Genomic DNA, 294 nt, shown 5'->3' on the forward strand with positions numbered 1-294 from the left:
CACTGTAAGCGCGGTAATCGCCGTCGCGGCATAAGCGCCGAGCGCCGTGATCGTCTTGATGTCGGCCTGGATGCCCGCCCCGCCGCCGCTGTCGGAGCCGGCGATGACCAGTACCCGCCCCCGCATCGCCCGTGCTCAGCCGGCGGCGGACACGGGCGCCGGCGATGCGGTCGTGGCCGTGGCCAGCGCGGCGCAGACGGCATCCACGGTGCGCAGCACCAGCGTCTCGTCCGGCGCCTCGGCCATCACGCGCACCACCGGCTCGGTGCCGCTCGGGCGGATCAGCAGCCGGCC

The 294-nt window shown here is 74.8% G+C and carries 2 protein-coding genes; both read right to left on the reverse strand.

The window, feature by feature from the left end:
• On the reverse strand, positions 1 to 126 hold a 126-nt coding region (locus B8460_RS10565), incomplete at its 3' end, for a bifunctional hydroxymethylpyrimidine kinase/phosphomethylpyrimidine kinase (protein WP_199445611.1).
• A gap of 9 nt (positions 127 to 135) precedes the next feature.
• Positions 136 to 288: a hypothetical protein gene (locus B8460_RS10570; RefSeq protein ID WP_373855804.1), complete on the reverse strand. Its 153-nt coding sequence runs from the start codon at positions 286 to 288 to the stop codon at positions 136 to 138.
• Positions 289 to 294 lie beyond the last annotated feature (6 nt).

Source organism: Acidisphaera rubrifaciens HS-AP3 (assembly GCF_000964365.1).
In the GTDB taxonomy this organism is placed as follows: domain Bacteria; phylum Pseudomonadota; class Alphaproteobacteria; order Acetobacterales; family Acetobacteraceae; genus Acidisphaera; species Acidisphaera rubrifaciens.